Below are 17,271 nucleotides of genomic sequence, written 5' to 3'. Positions count from 1 at the left end.
TGGATTTTCATTAGAAAAGCTTCTCTTTCATCTTTTTCAAGCGATAATTACGAATGAATTTAGCTTGTTCAGCAGTTACCATCAATGGTTTTTTTTCTGATTTTGCTTTTAGAAATCCCTGGATGTAATCAAAAAACAACAAAGGTTTCTTTTTCATAAAAGACAACTTAGCTGAAGCAATTGAAGTAATCCAAAATCCGTAACCCAGAGTATAAAAAGCTTCCCCCTGTTTGTAACGAGCTGTTTTATTGTAATTGGCTCCCGTTGGTTTTAGGTGTTTTACTTTCAAAGAAGCATCGGTAACGACTTTCCAATTGTAGAATTTACAAAGTAATTCATCAACAGTATCCCAACCCATTTGTGGTCTTAAACCACCAATTTGTTTGAAAGTTTCTTTTCTGTAGGCTTTAAGCGCACCACGGATGTGATCTTTGTCAGTTAAGTTTTCCAGAACCCATTCGCCGTTTTTTTCGATATAACAAAATCCTCCCACCATTCCAATTGTTGGGTCAGAGTTAAAGTGTTTAGTTATAGTCTCGAAATAATTGTTTGGAAAAATTAAGTCGGCATCCAATTTTACAATTACATCATAATTCTCATCTAAGGTTTCAAATCCTTTTTGAAAAGCCTGAATTACTTTGCTTCCCGGTAAATGAATGGCACTCGATTTTTTTTCTACCAATGTGATAAACGGATTGTCTTTGGCGAAAGCCTGAACAATTTCGGCAGTGCTGTCGGTAGAATTATCATTTACGATAATCACTTTTTTAGGTAAAAGTGTTTGCGAAACTAAAGATTCTAAGGTCAAAGAAATAAATTCTTCTTCGTTATGAGCAGGAATAACTATGTAGTAGTTCATTTAAAAAATTTTAGATTTTAGATCTCAGATTTTAGATTTGTTTTGGTGTCATCTAAAAATCAGAAATCAAAAATCGTTAATCAACAATCTTAAATCTTAACTTTTTCAGCAAATACAATATAATATCTTGGTGTGAAATAACGTAATAAAGGTCTGAAGCCTAATTTCTTTACAGGGTGGGTGAATTTTTCTCTTGCTGTAATTTTCCAGCCTGTTTTTTCCAATAGCCAGTCCAATTGCCAATCTTCAAATTCGTGGTAATGTCTGTCCCACATGTCGGTTTTGCTTCTGTAAGCTGGCGAAAACCAAAGGCGTAACGGAATTGAAATTAACAATTTGTCGCATTTTACATTTTCTAAAACCGTATAAGGATTCAATAAATGTTCGAAAATTTCGAAAGCAGTAAAGACAGTATAAGATTCGGTTTGTAAAGCCGTTTGGTCTTTGTCTAAATCTTCTCCTGTGGTGTTTTTTACCTGATATCCATTTTCTTCCATGATTTTAGAAAAAGGATTTGGAACTCCTAAGTCAAAAATAGTTTCAGAAGTTGAAATGTGTTTTTTTAAAAAATCTAAGGTGTGTTTGAATCTTTTATTAGGAAACGTTTTTTCGTACATAGTTATTGGGAAGAACGAAGCAATCTCTCGTTCAGTATTAGGTTATGTTTTGTTCAGAAATTTTGCTTGCAAATGTACAAAGATATATGTCTTGTTTTATAGAATTTGGTCTGGGATTATTTAGCTTAAACAGAAAAATCCGCAACTAAAATAATTTTAGGTTGCGGATTTGTATTGGATTCTAAAAAGAATTAGTATCTGTAAACAAAAGCATTAATATTCATTCCTGCTCCAACAGAAGCAAAAATAAGTATGTCACCTTTATTAATTTCATGATCTTCAATTTGTCCGTTTAAAATCAAATCAAAAAGAGTAGGAACGGTAGCCACACTGCTATTTCCTAAATCGTGAATACTCATTGGCATAATGTTAGCCGGAGCAGTTTTATCATATAGTTTGTAAAAACGATCTATGATAGCTTCGTCCATTTTTTCATTGGCTTGATGAATCAGGATTTTTTTGACATCATCTATCGCGATTCCGCTTTTGTCCAAACAGCTTTTCATGGCAGCAGGAACATTACTTAGGGCGAATTCGTAAATTTTTCTACCATACATTTTGATGTATTTGGTATTTTGATCCAAGCCCGGATGATACGATTTTCCGTAGAATAAAAATCCGGCTTCTTCTTCGGTGTAAGAGGCAGTTTCATAAGAAAGCATTCCGGTTTCGTTGTCAGAAGCTTCAATGATTGTTGCTCCGGCACCATCCGAATAAATCATCGAATCACGGTCGTGGTCATCCACCACTCTCGAAAGAGTTTCGGCACCAATAACCAAACAACGATTAGCCATTCCGGATTTGATAAAAGCATTGGCTTGTAATACACCTTCAACCCATCCCGGACAGCCAAAAATAAGGTCGTAAGCCACACATTTTGGGTTTTTAATCCCTAATTTATTTTTAACACGACTGGCTAAACTCGGTATCATATCTGATTGTACCGTTCCGTGTTTTACATCACCAAAATTGTGTGCAAAAATAATATAATCAATAGTTTCAGGATCAATTCCTGCATTTTCAATTGCTTTTTGAGAAGCTAAAAAAGCCAAGTCAGAAGTGTTGTATTGACTCTCTGCATAGCGTCTTTCTTCGATTCCGGTTATTGCTTTGAATTTTTTAATAATAACTTCATTCGACTGTTTGATTGGAGTACCATCTTCATTTAGAAATTGATGAAGTTCGAAATATTTATCGGAAATTATTCTTTCTGGAATGTAACTTCCTGTACCAGTTATTTTTATTTTCATTGGGCTTTTCTATTAAAAAAAGATAGCGAAAATTTAATATTTTCAAAACAAGGAGAAAATACTAAATGCTATACGTGGGGGCAAAATTACAGATATTTTTTTAAAGAATTTTTAAAATCAACTGCTTTTAATCCAAGGGATGTGTTGCTAGGGGAATTAAAAACTTTAGAACCGTAATTTTGTGTTAGTTATAATAAAAATGCCTCGATTATTTCGAGGCATTTTTATGGTGAAATGTATGTTTAACTTTCCATATAAGCTTCAATAGGAGCACAGCTACATACTAAATTTCTGTCTCCAAAAGCATCATCGGCTCTGCGAACAGAAGGCCAGAATTTGTTTTCGGCGATGTAATCCAATGGGAAAGCTGCTTGTTCTCTACTGTATGGGAAATCCCAGTTTTCAGTAGTTAACATTGCTAATGTATGAGGCGAATTTTTCAAAACATTATTCGAATCTTCGATAGATGCAGCTTCAATTTCTTTTCTGATTGAAATCATCGCATCACAAAAACGGTCTAATTCTTCTAAGTTTTCACTTTCTGTTGGCTCAATCATTAAAGTTCCGGCTACCGGGAAAGAAACAGTTGGAGCGTGGAAACCGTAATCCATCAAACGTTTTGCAATATCGGTAACTTCGATTCCTTTTTGTTTGAACGGACGGCATTCTAAAATCATTTCGTGTGCCGCACGTCCCATTTCTCCTGAATATAAAGTGTCGTAATGACCGCTTAATTTTTCTTTGATATAGTTAGCATTCAAAATAGCGTGTTCAGTAGCCGATTTTAAACCTTCGGCTCCAAGCATTTTGATGTATCCATAAGAAATCAAGCATACTAATGCAGAACCCCAAGGAGCAGCAGAAATAGCCGTAATTGCATTTTCTCCACCTGTAGGAACTACGGGATTTGTTGGTAAAAACGGAGCTAATTGTGGCGCAACACATATTGGTCCCACACCAGGTCCTCCACCACCGTGAGGAATAGCAAATGTTTTGTGTAAGTTTAGGTGACAAACGTCAGCACCGATAGTTGCTGGATTGGTTAATCCAACCTGAGCATTCATATTTGCACCGTCCATATAAACCTGACCACCATTATCGTGAACAATTTTAGTGATTTCTTTAATCGCGCTTTCGTAAACACCGTGAGTGGATGGATAGGTAATCATCACACAAGATAAATTGTCTTTGTGTAAAATAGCTTTTTCGCGTAAATCTTCTACGTCAATATTTCCGTTTTCTAAGGTTTTGGTAACAACCACTTTCATTCCTGCCATAGCCGCAGAAGCCGGGTTGGTTCCGTGAGCCGAAGCGGGAATCAAAGCAATATTTCTATGATGATCGCCTCTTGATTCATGATACGCCTGAATTACCATTAATCCTGCGTATTCTCCTTGTGCACCTGAATTTGGTTGCAAAGTAGTTGCAGCAAAACCGGTAATTTCATTTAGGTATTCCTCCAGTTTAGAAAGCATTTTTTGGTATCCTTTTGCCTGATCTAAAGGAGCGAATGGGTGAATGCTATTCCAGCTTGGAGAACTTAATGGCAACATTTCGGCTGCGGCATTTAGTTTCATCGTGCAAGAACCTAGTGAAATCATTGAGTGATTTAAAGCTAAATCTTTACGCTCTAACATTTTGATGTAACGCATCAAAGCAGTTTCCGAATGATATTTGTTGAAAACTTCGTGTTGTAAGAACGTTGAAGTTCTGATTAAACTTTCCGGGAAATGATTCGTTTCTGATAATTCGCTAATTGTAATTGTAGCTAATTCTTTTGCAGCAGCAAAAATTGAAACTACCTTATTCAAATCGGCAAAACCGATGGTTTCATTCAATGAAATAGAAACTGAATTTTCATTTGGATAAAAGAAATTCACTTCGTTTGCTTCGGCAATTTCTCTTATTTTTTTAGCATCTGCTTTTATAACAATAGTGTCAAAGAAAGCAGTATTGGTTTGTTCGAAACCTAACTTAGCTAAAGTATTTGCTAAAGTCACCGCCGAAGCATGTACTTTGTTTGCAATGTATCTTAATCCTCTTGGACCGTGATAAACAGCATACATACTCGCCATAACTGACAATAAAACCTGTGCAGTACAGATGTTAGAAGTTGCTTTATCACGTTTAATGTGTTGTTCACGTGTTTGCAATGCCATACGCAATGCACGGTTTCCATTAGTATCAACAGTTACCCCGATGATTCTTCCTGGCATAGAACGTTTGTATTCTTCTTTGGTAGCAAAATAAGCAGCGTGAGGACCACCGTAACCTAACGGAATTCCGAAACGTTGTGTAGTTCCAAGTACTACGGCAGCTCCCATTTCTCCCGGAGGAGTTAATTTAGCTAAACTTAAAATATCGGCAGCAACAGCTACTTTGATATTGTTTTCAGCAGCTTTTGCAATAAAAGGAGTATAGTCATTTACCTGACCGAATTTCCCAGGATATTGTAAAATAGCTCCGAAGAATTCATCAGAAAAGTCAAAGTTTTCGTGATTTCCTATTACTAATTCTACTCCAATAGGTGTAGAACGGGTTTGTAAAACCGATAAAGTTTGTGGTAAGATTTCTTCTGAAACGAAGAATTTACAAACATTAGCTTTCTTTTGCTCTCTGGTTCTTACATCAAATAATAATGCCATAGCCTCAGCTGCAGCAGTACCTTCGTCAAGAAGTGAAGCATTGGCGATTTCCATTCCGGTTAATTCGATCACCATCGTTTGAAAATTCAAAATTGCTTCCAGACGACCTTGCGCAATTTCGGCCTGGTAAGGCGTGTAAGCCGTGTACCAGCCCGGGTTTTCAAACACGTTTCTTTGAATAACCGCAGGAACGATGGCTTGGTTGTAACCTAAACCTATGTAGGTTTTGAACATTTTATTTTTACTTCCTAAAAGCGTAATATGTTTTAAATATTCATATTCCGTCATTTCAGGATCTAAATTTAGAGGTGCTTTTAGACGTATATCATCCGGAAGGGTCTCATAAATGAGTTGTTCTATCGAGTCAACTCCTATTGTTTTCAACATATGTTGTAAGTCTGATTCCTCTGGACCTATGTGTCTTAAAGCAAAAGCGTCTGTTTTCATTTGTAGATAATATCTGTTTTTAATCGGAAAATGGAATTCACATAGAACTTCATTTGTTTCTTGACCAAATTTATGGTCATGCTCATTTCATGTAGCTATAAAAAAGGTTCTATTTTTCGTGGCGCAAAAATAAACATAATTCCGCTTTAAATCATTGTTTTTTAGGATTGATTTTGTTTGTTTAAAAGGAATTTATAAATATTCTTTCTAAATGATTAATTTTGTTAGATGATTCGTATTCAAGCCCTTTTTGATTTTTATCTTAAATCCAGTATTCACGTCGCTTTATCGGTGTATGCTCTGGTGCGGATGACACAATTTATGTTCGAAATTCCCTATGATGAATCCATTGCGCTTTTTTCTTTTTTTGGAACCATTGTTGGCTATAACTTTGTAAAATACGATGCTTTGGCCAGAGCCAAAAAAAGAGTGATGCGCAACGAACTGAAAATGATCGCTGTTTTGAGCTTTTTTTCATTTTTGGCTGTTGGTTTTTATTTTTTTAAGTTAGAAAGAGTCACCCAACTTGTGGCTGTCAGCGTTTTAATCCTGACGTTATTGTACACGCTCCCTTTTTTTCCTAATCGAAAGAATGCACGAAACTGGGCTGGAGTCAAAATATATATAGTGTCTTTGTGTTGGGTAGGAGTTACTTTGGTTTTGCCGTTAATCAATGCTCATGTTGATTTAGGTTTTGATTTTTTGATTAAATGCATCCAACGATTTATATTGATTTTCGATTTAATTTTAGTTTTTGAAATTATCGATTTGTCTAATGATGATCCGCATCTTAAAACCGTTCCGCAACAAATAGGCGTTAAACGAACCAAAATCATGGGTTTGTTATTGTTGTTTCTTTTTTATTTTTTAGAGTTTTTTAAAAATAATTTTATCGAAAAACAATTGGTCGTCAATTTGATTTTGGTAGTGATACTTTCTCTTTTTATTATTTTATCGAATGAAAATCGCTCTAAATATTACACTTCTTTTTGGGTAGAAAGCATTCCTGTTCTTTGGTGGTTGATGGTGCTTTTGTTTTAAATGAAAAACTGAAGCAATAACGCTTCGGTTTGAATTAGTTTAAAAATTTTCAATTTAATTGATTGCTGCTTCTTTCGCTTTTCTTTTTCCTCTAAAGAAAAAATATAAGTTTAGAAAAAGCATAATTCCTAAATAAATGGTAAAGCCCCCAATTTTGTAACTCAATTTTTCAATTAATAATTGGTAACTATCATTTTTCATTTTCATTTCCAAAATCATTAGAGCAAAACCTAAATTGAGTAAGTAAAATCCGGTTTCGAAGAGTTTGTTGGTAGCATCGGCAATTTCTTCTCGTCCTCTAAAAATATCCATCATGTAGACTTTACTGTTTCTAAAAAGAGTTCTAGAAACATAGTAAGTCAAGAACAAAGCAACGGGTAAATAAACAGCGTATCCGATTAAAATTTTTGTAGTTTCCATAATTGAATTTTTTAAATTAATTTTTTGATGTATTTTGTTAGTATGATGATATTGATGTAATGCATAGCTGCTATTATACAAATTATTATTGCCGATTTGGAGGAGATAACTTCGATTAATTGTATGATTGAGTTGATTTTATTCCATGAGATTAGTGTCATTGCGCAATAACCAAGATTCATTAAATAATAGCCTATCAGTAAGATTTGGTTGATTTTATGACATAGATCTTCATGGTTTGGAATGAGTGTCGAAACATATACGTTTCCATTTTCATAACATATTCTTCCCACTCTTAAAATTATAATTGTGGTGATACCTAAATAGATGCAATATCCAATGATGTTAAGGTTCATGATTTTATTTTTCGTTTATTTTCAACAGTAATTTTAGAGCCTTTGGCTAAGAATACAGAAACAGGTTTTGATTCGTTGAGGAAAGCAAAATCTTTTCCGTAATTGTTTTCAAAATCTACATCAATTTTATAATTGATTATTTCAAATTGTTCCCATCTTGGGTGTGTGACTTCATATTCAAAAGTGATGTTTTTATCATATTTGGTATAACCAAAATAATGCTCTGTTATGAATTCGGCTTCTGAATTTAATTCGATAGCTGACTGATCTAATTTTGTTTCCACTTGAATAGAATTCCAATGGTTGTTGTTTTTCCATTGATAGGTAAATGTTCTTGAGGTATTATTTTCGGTAACTCCATGACTCATCTTGTTGGTTTGATAATGTTCCTTATACCAGGTGTTTGCTATTAAGCTTAGTGCTCGTTTTGGAACTACTTCTTTTATAAAAACTACACCACGTTTCCATCCACCATTTTCAAATCGTTTGACATAAAACCTAAGATTTACTTCTTCAAAGTTGATGTGAAATGGAATTTTTAAACCCAATAATTTAGTGTTGTTGAACATAAAGCCCACCAAGCTAACATAACATTTGTCATTCCATAAATCTATTTCGGTTCCCTTTGGAAGGTATTTGTTTAGCATCTTAGGATTAATCACGTAATTGATTAATGCTAAATTGTTCCAGTTTGCAGTTAAGAAGCTCATTTGTTTGCTTTTTTATAGATTATTATTGAAAGATAGATTGCTAAAATGGGTGGTGTTGAAATCAATATGTAAAACATTGGATTTTCATAATCGGTAATTAAACAAATGAACCATAAAATAAAGAATGTTAATACGCCAATTATGTAAGCCATGAGAAATTTGTCATTTGGTTTATCTATTAACATTTTTATTCCTATTGTGACTTGAAATAGCCCAGTCATTATAACTGAAAGTAAACCGAAAAATAAAAAGCTGTCTTTTAAAATTCCGATTAGAAATAAAATTGTTGGAACTCCAACAAAAAAGTAATTTAGGTAGTTTATAATTTTCATAATTTTCTTTTATTTTAAACTTTCAGAAAAAAATGAAAGTTTTAATTAAATTTTTTTAGTTCTATTTCATAAACTTGACTACTAGTTTGGTCAACCAGTTGTCTTTGTATTCAGTGATTTTGTCTAATACATTATCGGCTTTCAAAACAAAATCATAGAGTTTTGTGGTTTGCTCGATAAACTGAATTTCTTCGGCTGTGTTATTTGATTGTATCGAAGAAACTTCTTTTAAAATTTTTAAAGCTGGTTTAATTTCTCTTTTACTACGCTCTTTAGCAATTTTTATGGCTAATTCATCTAAATCTTTTTCGGCGGTAAAAAACTCTCTTCGCTCTCCAGCTTTGTATTCTTTATAAACAATACCCCAGTCCATCAAAGCTCTTAAATTCATACTAGCATTTCCGCGTGAAATTTGCAATTGTTCCATCACCTCTTCCATAGAAACAGCTTCAGTAGAAACCATTAGTAAAGCATGAATTTGTGCCATGGTTTTGTTAATTCCCCATTGCGAACCAAGTGCTCCCCAAGTCTGAATAAATTTATTTTTAGCTTCTTTGATTTCCATGACTCAAATGTAAGTAAAAGTTTTTAAACTTTCAAAAAAAAATGAAAGTTTGTTTATTCAATTATAAAGTTATGTTAATTGAGGCTTTGAAAGTTTCTATTAAATAATGAGAAAGATATTTTTGTAAAAATCACTTTTTATGGAATTATATTATACTTTTTCAGTACTCATTGTATTGGCTTCTTTTTTCGCTTATCTCAATTTAAGATTTTTAAAACTCCCGGGGACTATTGGAATCATGATTATTGCTATGTTAGTTTCAGTAGGAATTCGTGTACTTGGAGATTCTTATTTTCCTCATACTACAAAAGAGTTTTTTTAGCTGATAAAAGAATTCGATTTCAATGAGATATTGATGGGTGCGATGTTGAACTTTCTTTTATTTGCAGGTGCACTTCATGTGAATATGTCCGATCTTAAAGAGCAAAAAGTTCCTATTATAATTTATTCTACGGTTAGTGTAGTATTGTCGGCATTAATTATCTCTATATTACTGTATAATATTACTCCAATTTTTGGAATCAATATTCCTTATATATTTTGTTTGGTTTTTGGAACGTTAATTTCGCCAACGGATCCTATTGTAGTACTGGGAGTTTTAAAGCAGGCTAAAGTTCCTAAACGAATAGAAACTAAAATCGTTGGTGAATCCTTATTTAACGATGGAGTAGCAGTAGTGATGTTTGCCGTTGTTTTAAAAATGGCAACTGATCCTACATTTGATATGAGTTTTGGTTCAATTGCATGGTTGTTTGCTAAAGAAGGAATCGGCGGACTTTTATTAGGAGCGGTTTTAGGATTCTCAGCATCGAATGTGATGAAGAAAATAGATGATTATAAAGTTTCTGTATTGATTACGCTTTCTATTGTAATGGGTGGATTTTTAATTGCGCAAAGTTTACATGTTTCCAGTCCGTTAGCGATGGTAATAGCCGGATTAATCATTGGTAATTATGGCAAAAAAGTTGCCATGAGCGAAGAAACTAAAGATTATCTGGAAAAGTTTTGGGAGCTTATAGATGAGATATTGAATGCTATTTTATTCTTGTTTATTGGTTTCGAATTATTATTGTTGCCCGATTTGAATAAACAGTTGCTAACAGGTTTTGTGGCGATATTTATAGTGTTATTTTCAAGAATTGCTTCTATCGTTTTACCGTGGATGTTTTTTGATTTTTTTAAGTTTTTCGGAATCAAATCAGCTTATAATAAAGGTTCGTTAATGGTTTTAGTCTGGGGAGGAATTCGTGGAGGAGTTTCCATTGCATTAGTACTTTCGATGCCTGATGGAGAATATAAAAACCTGCTACTTGAAGTAACTTATATTGTAGTACTATTTTCAATTTTAGTACAGGGATTGACTGTTGGAAAACTGGCCAAGAAAGTTTTAGAGAAAGAATAAAATTAGTGCAAAATAGATATAAAAAAACCGAAGCAATAACGCTTCGGTTTTTATCTGTATTCTGAAATCTAGGTTCTGTAATCTTTAAATCAATCCCGCTCTTTTTAACAAAGCCTCAGGTTTTGGTTCCTGACCTCTAAAGCGTTTGTATAGAGTCATCGGGTTTTCGGTACCGCCTTTAGAAAGTACATTGTCTTTAAATTTAGTTGCCACTTCTTTGTTAAAAATGCCATTTTCTTTGAAATATTCGAAAGCATCAGCATCCAAAACTTCAGCCCATTTATAACTGTAATATCCTGATGAATAACCGCCTTGGAAAATATGCGAAAAAGCGGTACTCATGGCATTTTCTTTTACATCCGGATACAATTGAGTATTAGCAAATTGCTCGGTTTCAAAAGCTTTTAAATCGGTAATATTAGTCGGGTCTTGTCCGTGCCAAGCCATGTCTAGTAATCCAAAACTCAACTGACGCAAAGTAGCCAAACCTTCCTGGAAACTCGCGCTTTCTTTGATTTTTTCTACATATTCCATCGGAATTACTTCTCCGGTTTGGTAGTGAGTGGCAAATAAAGCTAAGGCTTCCGGTTCGTAACACCAGTTTTCCATCACCTGACTTGGCAATTCCACAAAGTCCCAAAATACCGAAGTTCCAGATAAACTTGGATAAGTTGTGTTGGCTAACATTCCGTGTAAACCGTGACCAAATTCGTGAAATAAAGTCGTTACTTCATTAAAAGTTAATAATGATGGTTTGGTTTCGGTAGGTTTTGTAAAATTGCAAACATTCGAAATATGTGGTCTTTCGTTCACGCTGTCTTTAACATATTGTGATTTGAATGAAGTCATCCAGGCACCGTTTCGTTTTCCTTTTCTTGGGAAAAAGTCGGCGTAGAATATGGAGACCAAATTATTGTTTTCGTCTCTAACTTCATAAGTCATCACTTCATCGTGGTATTTGTCAATGTCAAATACTTCGGTAAAAGTGAGTCCGTATAATTTCCCGGCGATTACAAAAGCACCGTTAAGTACTTTTTCTAACTGAAAATAAGGTTTTAATTTTTCGTCGTCTAAATTAAAAAGCTGCTGTTTTAATTTCTCTGAATAGTAAGCGCCATCCCATTTTTCCAATTGCTCGATGCCGTCCAGTTTTTTTGCAAATTCGGTTAGTTGAGCAAATTCTTTTTGTGCAGCAGGTTTGGCTTTCGCCAATAAATCATTTTCAAAAGCCATTACTTTTTCAGGACTTTCAGCCATGCGTTCTTCCAGAACAAAATGGGCATGGGTTTGGTACCCTAATAAATTGGCTCTTTGCTGGCGTAGTTTTACAATTTTTAAAACAATTTCCTGATTGTCATATTCGTTATTTTGAAAACCTTTTGAACCAAAAGCAATTGCCATTTTTTTACGCAATTCGCGATTATCGGCATACGTCATAAACGGAAGATAACTTGGATGATCTAAGGTGAAAATCCAGCCTTCTTTTTCTTCGCTTTTCGCCAAAGAGCGAGCTGCTTCGATGGTGCCTTCGGGTAAACCGGCTAAATCTTTTTCATCAGTTAGGTGTAGCTGAAAAGCATTGGTTTCAGCCAATACATTTTCGCCAAATTGTAAACTTAATTTCGATAATTCTTTGTCAATTTCACGTAATTCGCTTTTCTTTTCTTCAGATAAATTGGCTCCGTTTCTGGAAAAACTCTTGTATTTTTTGTCTAAAAGCGTAGCCTGTTCTGTATTTAAATTCAACGTGTCTTTTTGTTCATAAACTGCTTTTACACGTGCAAACAAATCGGCGTTTAGCGTAATGTCGTTCCCGAATTCTGACAACAAAGGCGAAACTTCCTGCGCAATTTTTTGCATTTCGTCACTGGTTTCAGCCGAATTTAGATTGAAGAAAATACTCGAAATTCTATCAAGAATAGCTCCCGAATAATCCATCGCTTCGATAGTGTTTGCAAAAGTGGGTGCTTCAGGATTATTTACAATCGCATCGATTTCGGCTTTCGCCAAAGCAATTCCTTCCTGAAAAGCAGGGAAATAATCTTCGTTTTTAATTTGCGAAAAAGGAGCGGTGTTGTGTTTGGTATCGAAATGTTTTGTTAGAATGCTCATGTGGATTGTTTTGTTACGCAAAGATTCGCAAAGAGAACACGCGAAGAGACGCTAAATGTTTTGCGAGTCTCTGTGTTTTCTTTGCGAATCTCCGTTAAATTATTTTATTTCTTTAAGCTTTCAGAAGCTTTAATTACAGCTTCTTTTAAGTTTTCTTTATAGTCAATGATTTTGTTTAAAACTGTAGCATCAGCACTTCCGATGATTTGTGCCGCTAAGATTCCGGCATTTTTTGCTCCGTTTAAGGCAACAGTAGCTACTGGAACACCGCCCGGCATTTGTAAAATAGATAAAACAGAATCCCAGCCATCAATAGAATTGCTTGATTTTACAGGAACCCCAATTACAGGAAGCGGTGACATCGAAGCAACCATTCCTGGTAAATGAGCCGCACCTCCGGCACCGGCAATAATTACCGAAATTCCTCTTTGATGCGCATTATTACTAAAATCGAATAATTTCTCAGGTGTTCTGTGTGCCGAAACAATATCTACTTCTGTTTCGATTCCAAATTCTTTTAATATGTTGATGGCTTCCTGCATGACTGGCATGTCAGAGATACTTCCCATGATTACGGCTACTTTGCTCATTTGTTTTTATTGTTTTTTATTTAAAAATAAATAATAGATTATGTATAATGTAAGTGCTATTAGAAATAGATAAACTGCAATTAATAAAATAACTGCAAAAAAGCTAATTATTCTTTCTCCTAAATATTCATTTTTATCAGAGAAAACATTCCAATTTTTCTTTACAAGATTTTCTGAATCAGTAAGATTTAATAAATTTATTATAAAATCTAGTATATCCATTTATGCAATTACTCTAATCGTATTCTTTACATCCTCGGCAATTTTTCTTGCTTCGGTCATGTTTTCGTTTACAATGGTTACGTGTCCCATTTTTCTAAAAGGACGCGTTTCTTTTTTACCGTAGATGTGTGGCGTAACGCCGTACCATCCTAATATTTTCTCGATGTTTTTGTATACTACATTTCCTGAAAAACCTTCTTCGCCTACTAAATTTACCATAATCCCGGCCACTTTACTATCTGTATTTCCAAGAGGTAAATCTAAAATAGCACGTAAATGGTTTTCGAATTGAGAGGTGTAACTTGCCTCGATAGAATAGTGTCCTGAATTGTGTGGGCGAGGAGCAACCTCATTTACTATAATTTGGTCGTCATGCGTTTGGAACATTTCGACAGCTAAAAGTCCAACATGATTGAAGTTTTGAGAAACATTCAATGCAATAGCTCGGGCTTTTTCGGCTACTTTTTCGTCTATTCGTGCAGGACAAATTACATATTCTACCTGGTTAGCTTCGGGATGAAATTCCATTTCGACCACAGGGTAAGTTTTGATTTCTCCCGATGGATTGCGACAAACGATAACTGCCAACTCATTTTTGAACGGAACCATTTCTTCGGCAATACATTCTACATTAGGAAGATGATCTAAATCAGCAATTTCACGGATGATTTTTACTCCATTACCGTCATATCCAAATTCAGTGCATTTCCATACAAAAGGCATTTTTAGCTTAGAATCTAAAATTTGCACCACAAGACTTTTTAAATCATTAAAGCGTTTGTAGGCTGCTGTAGGGATGGAATGCTCTGTGTAGAAATCTTTTTGAGTTCCTTTATTCTGAATCTTTCTCAGTGTTTTTGGAGAAGGATATACTTTTAGACCTTCGTCTTCCAGTTTTTCTAAAGCTTCTAAATTAACCAATTCGATTTCGAAAGTAAGTACGTCGACCTTTTTACCAAATTGATAAACGGTGTCAAAATCCATTAAATCGCCTTTAAAAAATTGGTTGCAAGCCATTCGGCTGGGAGCCTCATCGCTTGGATCCAAAACGTAAGTTTGTATGTCGAATTTTCTAGTATCGAATAAGAGCATTTTTCCCAATTGTCCGCCTCCCAGAATTCCTAATTTAAAATCAGAAGAAAAATAATTCATCTTGTAAAATAATTATAATATTGTTGTTTTAGTTAAAAATTCATCAGGTGTGAAAACCTTAATTTCCGAATTTTTAAAATCTTTTAAATCTCTTGTAACAATGCAGTCCATGTTGTGAATGGATTGCGCAGCGGTAATTTGAATGGCGTCTTCAAAATCTTTATGACTCGATTTTAGACTTTTTCTCAAAATAGTTTCCGTAATTGGAATTATAGAAATAGTGTCTAGTAAATCGTCAATAATAGATCGAAGTTCTTTTTCGTCAACAATTTTTTTTGCTATATAATGTAAGTTGGCAATTGAAATGGAAGTCGAATACATTTTGATTTTTTTTCTCTGACAATGATCGAAAATTTCGATTGCATCCTTAGAAAAAGGTTTTCTATTGGCGACAATATCTACTAAAATATTGGTATCTAAAAAAATCTGATTAAATACCATATTTCTCTTTATAGTAGTCATCCCTTGCTTTATTCTCATCAAAATCTTCTGGAAGAGTGATTCTTCCAATCAATTTTTTAACTTTCGGATGAATATCGTCTTCTTTTTCTGTTTTTTCAGTCAGATTTTTAAAATAACTTTCCACTAGTTCAGATAAACTTCTGCCCGTTTTTTTAGCATAGGATTTTGCCTGTTCTATGACTTCTTTTTCTAACGATAAAGTGAGCTTAGTGTTCATGATACGTATATTTTTTACAAATGTACGTAATAATTATTTTTGATGGTTTATTTTCTTCAAAATATGCTTAGAAACCGATTTGTAAGCTGCAGTATGCGTGCTGAAATCCTTAGCTAAAATGGTTTGCAATTCGGGATGAATCCAATGGTATTCTTTTCCTAAAAGCAGCAAACTACGCATGGCATACACTTTTGAAGCGACTTTTGTATCGGTTATAAGCCAGTCAAAATTAATTTCGATGAGTTCTTGGCGTTGGGTTTCGGTAAAATGAATTTCATTTTTCGGAGTTTTATAATGTGCTTCGATGAGTAGAAAAATAACTTTTGAAAGTGGTCTGATAGCACTTTCATTAGAGAGTGTTTTGCTTTTAGAACAAATTAAAGGCAGGTAATTTTGAAAGGAATCCAGTTTTTCTAAAGCAATCAATTCCATGACCCAACAGGCTTTGTAATGGTCAGGATTGGTGTTTTCGAAACAAATTTGCATAAAATCATCCATCAGTTCAGTGTGTTTCATGATGTAATTGGCAGCGGCTTGTCGGCTGTTTTTATATCCTGTTGTTTGTGCAATAATTGTGGCTAATTCACTCATGGTTTTGTAAGAAATGGCATTAAAAATACAAATTAAGAATCAATTGTAAAACTCAATTTCGAAATCCCTATCTTTGCGCATTATTTTAAAATAAAAAATAATGATTCAACTTCACGATAAACAATTTGTTCCGTTTATTTCTGCCGAAGAAATTGACTTTGCTATCCAGAAAATGGCAGCTCAGATTGCAGATGATTTTGTTGATGAAATTCCGGTTTTTGTTGGTGTTTTGAACGGTTCTTTCATGGTGGTTTCCGACTTTGTAAAAAGTTATAAAAAACCATGCGAAGTGAGTTTTGTGAAAATGGCTTCTTATAACGGATTGTCGTCAACTGAAAAGGTGAAAGAATTAATCGGTTTGAATCAGGATTTAACGGGGCGTTCGGTTGTGGTGATTGAAGATATTATCGATACTGGTCACACTATTGTTGAGTTGAAAGCTTTGTTTAAGAAACAAAACTTGAAACATTTTAAAATAGCGACTCTTTTTTTTAAGCCTGAAGCTTATAAAAAAGAGGTTAAAATTGATTATATTGGAATTCAGATTCCAAATAAATTTATAGTAGGTTTTGGTTTGGACTATGATGGTTTAGGCAGGAATTTACCGGAAGTATATCAGTTAAAAGAATAAATCATTAAATAAAAATTAAAAAAGTTTATGACTAACATTGTTTTATTTGGGAAACCAGGAGCAGGAAAAGGAACTCAGGCAGAGTTTTTAAAAGGGAAATACAATTTGACTCATCTTTCAACAGGTGATATTTTTAGATTTAATATCAAAAATGAAACTGAACTGGGAAAATTAGCGCAAACCTATATCAATAAGGGTGAATTAGTTCCTGATGAAGTGACAATTAAAATGTTGCAAAGTGAAGTGGAAGCTAATCCGGATTCTGCAGGTTTCTTATTTGATGGTTTTCCTAGAACAATTGCTCAGGCAGAAGCTTTGGATGCTTTTTTGACTACAAAAAATCAAAAAATTACAGCTACAATTGCATTAGAAGCTGATGATGAAATTCTTGTAGCCAGATTATTAGAAAGAGGTAAAACTTCTGGAAGAGCTGATGATCAGGACGAAGAAAAAATTCGTAACAGATATCAGGAATACAATGAGAAAACAGCACCTCTTATTGGATTTTATAAAGAGCAAAATAAATTTTATGCAGTAAACGGTATTGGATCTATTGCTGAAATTACAGAGCGTTTAAGTAATGTAATTGACAATTTGTAAATAAAAAATGTTTGATGTTTAAAGTTTAAAGTTGCTAGAGTTATTTTAGC

The 17,271-nt window shown here is 34.0% G+C and carries 17 protein-coding genes and 1 pseudogene; 4 read left to right on the top strand and 14 right to left on the bottom strand.

All coding sequences use genetic code 11. The features are described from left to right. Positions 1 to 10: 10 nt before the first annotated feature. The 4 genes from BIW12_RS03770 to gcvP form a co-directional block, all read right to left on the bottom strand. Positions 11 to 859, bottom strand: coding sequence for a glycosyltransferase (locus BIW12_RS03770; protein ID WP_071183877.1), 849 nt, complete (start codon positions 857 to 859; stop codon positions 11 to 13). A gap of 89 nt (positions 860 to 948) precedes the next feature. Next, the gene (locus BIW12_RS03765; protein WP_071183876.1) at positions 949 to 1,476 is read right to left on the bottom strand and encodes a methyltransferase; all 528 of its coding nucleotides are present in this window, start codon (positions 1,474 to 1,476) and stop codon (positions 949 to 951) included. A 191-nt stretch (positions 1,477 to 1,667) separates the two neighbouring features. After that, positions 1,668 to 2,726 carry a 3-oxoacyl-ACP synthase III family protein gene (locus BIW12_RS03760; RefSeq protein WP_071183875.1) on the bottom strand — a complete coding sequence of 353 codons (1,059 nt, stop codon included), beginning with the start codon at positions 2,724 to 2,726 and terminating at the stop codon, positions 1,668 to 1,670. 242 nt (positions 2,727 to 2,968) lie between these two features. Continuing rightward, positions 2,969 to 5,818, bottom strand: a complete 2,850-nt coding sequence (gene gcvP / locus BIW12_RS03755) for an aminomethyl-transferring glycine dehydrogenase (RefSeq protein ID WP_071183874.1) — start codon at positions 5,816 to 5,818, stop codon at positions 2,969 to 2,971. A 228-nt stretch (positions 5,819 to 6,046) separates the two neighbouring features. Between gcvP and BIW12_RS03750 the strand changes: the two genes are divergently transcribed. Next, the gene (locus BIW12_RS03750) at positions 6,047 to 6,859 is read left to right on the top strand and encodes a hypothetical protein (RefSeq protein WP_071183873.1); all 813 of its coding nucleotides are present in this window, start codon (positions 6,047 to 6,049) and stop codon (positions 6,857 to 6,859) included. Positions 6,860 to 6,913: 54 nt separating this feature from the next. Here BIW12_RS03750 and BIW12_RS03745 read toward each other — a convergent pair whose 3' ends face one another. The 4 genes from BIW12_RS03745 to BIW12_RS03730 form a co-directional block, all read right to left on the bottom strand. After that, positions 6,914 to 7,279 carry a hypothetical protein gene (locus tag BIW12_RS03745; protein WP_071183872.1) on the bottom strand — a complete coding sequence of 122 codons (366 nt, stop codon included), beginning with the start codon at positions 7,277 to 7,279 and terminating at the stop codon, positions 6,914 to 6,916. Positions 7,280 to 7,631: 352 nt separating this feature from the next. After that, on the bottom strand, positions 7,632 to 8,345 hold the full coding sequence (locus BIW12_RS03740; protein WP_071183871.1) for a YqjF family protein: 714 nt from the start codon (positions 8,343 to 8,345) through the stop codon (positions 7,632 to 7,634). Beyond that, positions 8,342 to 8,677, bottom strand: a complete 336-nt coding sequence (locus tag BIW12_RS03735; RefSeq protein WP_071183870.1) for a hypothetical protein — start codon at positions 8,675 to 8,677, stop codon at positions 8,342 to 8,344. Before BIW12_RS03735 ends, BIW12_RS03740 begins: the two co-directional genes overlap by 4 nt. 61 nt (positions 8,678 to 8,738) lie before the next feature. Next, the gene (locus BIW12_RS03730) at positions 8,739 to 9,242 is read right to left on the bottom strand and encodes a GbsR/MarR family transcriptional regulator (RefSeq protein ID WP_071183869.1); all 504 of its coding nucleotides are present in this window, start codon (positions 9,240 to 9,242) and stop codon (positions 8,739 to 8,741) included. A 139-nt stretch (positions 9,243 to 9,381) separates the two neighbouring features. Between BIW12_RS03730 and BIW12_RS03725 the strand changes: the two are divergent. Then, a pseudogene (locus BIW12_RS03725) lies at positions 9,382 to 10,644 on the top strand (cation:proton antiporter). Positions 10,645 to 10,728: 84 nt separating this feature from the next. On the opposite strand, the gene BIW12_RS03720 reads toward BIW12_RS03725, so the two are convergent. The 6 genes from BIW12_RS03720 to BIW12_RS03690 all read right to left on the bottom strand — a co-directional run bounded on the left by BIW12_RS03720 (position 10,729) and on the right by BIW12_RS03690 (position 15,990). Then, positions 10,729 to 12,756 (bottom strand): M3 family metallopeptidase, encoded by a 2,028-nt coding sequence (locus tag BIW12_RS03720; RefSeq protein ID WP_071183868.1) that lies wholly within the window; start codon positions 12,754 to 12,756, stop codon positions 10,729 to 10,731. A 104-nt stretch (positions 12,757 to 12,860) separates the two neighbouring features. Then, positions 12,861 to 13,346: a 5-(carboxyamino)imidazole ribonucleotide mutase gene (gene purE / locus BIW12_RS03715; protein WP_071183867.1), complete on the bottom strand. Its 486-nt coding sequence runs from the start codon at positions 13,344 to 13,346 to the stop codon at positions 12,861 to 12,863. Between the two features lie 222 nt (positions 13,347 to 13,568). Then, positions 13,569 to 14,720 (bottom strand): 5-(carboxyamino)imidazole ribonucleotide synthase, encoded by a 1,152-nt coding sequence (locus tag BIW12_RS03705; RefSeq protein ID WP_071183865.1) that lies wholly within the window; start codon positions 14,718 to 14,720, stop codon positions 13,569 to 13,571. Positions 14,721 to 14,732: 12 nt separating this feature from the next. After that, complete coding sequence (locus tag BIW12_RS03700; protein WP_071186113.1) at positions 14,733 to 15,161, bottom strand: type II toxin-antitoxin system VapC family toxin; 429 nt, start codon at positions 15,159 to 15,161, stop codon at positions 14,733 to 14,735. Next, positions 15,151 to 15,399, bottom strand: a complete 249-nt coding sequence (locus tag BIW12_RS03695) for a DUF6364 family protein (RefSeq protein WP_071183864.1) — start codon at positions 15,397 to 15,399, stop codon at positions 15,151 to 15,153. The genes BIW12_RS03700 and BIW12_RS03695 overlap by 11 nt, the downstream gene beginning before the upstream one ends. A gap of 33 nt (positions 15,400 to 15,432) precedes the next feature. Next, a complete protein-coding gene (locus BIW12_RS03690; protein WP_071183863.1) occupies positions 15,433 to 15,990 on the bottom strand; it encodes a hypothetical protein in 558 nt (185 codons plus the stop codon). Between the two features lie 100 nt (positions 15,991 to 16,090). Here BIW12_RS03690 and hpt point away from each other — a divergent pair, with 100 nt between their 5' ends. Both hpt and BIW12_RS16550 read left to right on the top strand, forming a co-directional pair. Continuing rightward, positions 16,091 to 16,621, top strand: a complete 531-nt coding sequence (hpt, locus tag BIW12_RS16555) for a hypoxanthine phosphoribosyltransferase (protein WP_071183862.1) — start codon at positions 16,091 to 16,093, stop codon at positions 16,619 to 16,621. Between the two features lie 27 nt (positions 16,622 to 16,648). Continuing rightward, a complete protein-coding gene (locus BIW12_RS16550; protein WP_071183861.1) occupies positions 16,649 to 17,221 on the top strand; it encodes an adenylate kinase in 573 nt (190 codons plus the stop codon). Positions 17,222 to 17,271 lie beyond the last annotated feature (50 nt).

This window comes from Flavobacterium commune, from assembly GCF_001857965.1.
Classification (GTDB): Bacteria; Bacteroidota; Bacteroidia; order Flavobacteriales; family Flavobacteriaceae; genus Flavobacterium; species Flavobacterium commune.
This window is presented reverse-complemented; position numbering and strand designations above follow the sequence as displayed.